This is a genomic window from Acidovorax sp. KPB24-07 (assembly GCF_057543315.1).
Map to the genome: position 1 here is coordinate 1 of NZ_BAAJYS010000570.1, position 1,694 is coordinate 1,694.

The following is a 1,694-nucleotide window of genomic DNA, read 5'->3' on the forward strand; positions in this document are numbered from 1 at the left end:
CGGCGTGCTGGGCGCCGATGCCGCGGCCGGCACGCCCGCCATCCTGGATGGCTACCGCGGCCGGCTCTACGTGGGCCCGAGCGAGACGGCGCTGATCGAGGCGCGCGAGCGCATGCAGCGCCTGGCCCGCCGGCAGGAGGAAGAGGCCCGCACCCGCCAGCTGCCCGCCACCACCACCGACGGCCACACGGTGGAGATCGCCGCCAATGCCAACCGGGCCGACCAGGCCACGCACGCGCTGGCGGCGGGGGCCGAAGGCGTGGGCCTGATGCGCACCGAATTTCTGTTCCTGGAGCGCGACGCGGTGCCCGATGAGGACGACCAGTACGCCGTGTACCGCGCCATGGTCGAGGCCCTGGACGGTCGCCCGCTGATCGTGCGCACGCTGGACATCGGCGGCGACAAGCAGGTGCCGCACCTGGACCTGCCGGTGGAGGACAACCCCTTTCTCGGCCTGCGCGGCGCCCGCTTGTGCCTGCGCCGCGACGACCTGCTGGTGCCGCAGCTGCGGGCGCTGTACCGCGCGGCGCGGCACGGCCCGCTGTCGGTCATGTTCCCGATGATCAGCACCGTGGAAGAGATGCACCAGCTGCGCCAGCGCATGGAGGCGGTGCGCCGCGAGCTGGACGCGCCGCAGGTGCCCGTGGGCATCATGATCGAGGTGCCCTCGGCCGCGCTGATGGCCGACCGGCTGGCGGCGCACGTGGATTTCTTCTCCATCGGCACCAACGACCTCACGCAGTACGCGCTGGCGGTGGACCGGCAGCACCCCGAGCTGGCCGGCATGGCCGACAGCCTGCACCCCTCGGTGCTGCGGCTTATCGAACGCACCATCGCCGGCGCCCGGGCCCATGGGCGCTGGGTGGGCGTGTGCGGCGGACTGGCGGGCGAGCCGCTGGGCGCGGCGCTGCTGGCCGGACTGGGCGTGCAGGAGTTGAGCATGAGCAGCGGCGATATCGGCACCGTCAAGGCGCTGCTGCGCCGGCATTCCCTGGCCGAGCTGCAGGACCTCGCCCGCCGCGCGCTGGACGTGGACACCGCCGACGAGGTGCGCGCCCTGGGCGCCGCGCTGCGCCCGGCCGGCCCGGTGGCCGACACGGGGGATACATCATGAGGTTTGCTATGAAAAATATAGCGATATGCCATAGTATTCATTGCGCTGGGGCCGTTTTTGATGCGGCATGTGCCATGCCGGGAAAGGCCGCACCATGACGCCCGAAGTTCTGGCCGGCGCGGCGGCGCCTGCCCGCGTGTTCACCATCACGCTCAACCCGGCCATCGACCAGACGGTGCGCATTCCCACGCTCGTGCCCGGCGCCGTGCACCGGGCGCTGGGGCAGCAGACCGAGGCCGGCGGCAAGGGCATCGGCGTGGCGGCGGTGCTGGCGGCCCTGGGCGTGCCGGTGACCGCCAGCGGCTGGCTGGCGCCGAGAACGACGGCGTGTTCACCGCCGCTTTCGCCGCCAGCGGCATCGCTGACGCGATGGTGCGGGTGGCGGGCAGCACCCGCACCAACATCAAGCTGGCCGATGCCGGGCGGGGCGACTCGACAGACATCAACCTGCCCGGCCTGTCCCTGCCGCCCGAGGCGCTGGCGCAGGCCGAAGCCCGGTTGCTGGCCACGCTGCAGCAGCAGGTGCAGTACGGCGACTGGTGCGAGCTGGCCGGCAGCCTGCCGCCCGGCGCGGCGGCGG

At 72.9% G+C, this 1,694-nt stretch carries 1 protein-coding gene and 1 pseudogene; both read left to right on the forward strand.

Features of this window, described 5'->3' with window-relative positions; all coding sequences use genetic code 11:
• On the forward strand, window positions 1–1,114 hold a 1,114-nt coding region (ptsP, locus tag AC27IQ_RS23955), incomplete at its 5' end, for a phosphoenolpyruvate--protein phosphotransferase (RefSeq protein ID WP_487091053.1).
• 327 nt (window positions 1,115–1,441) lie between these two features.
• Window positions 1,442–1,694 (forward strand): annotated as a pseudogene (locus AC27IQ_RS23960) (1-phosphofructokinase); the annotation flags it as partial.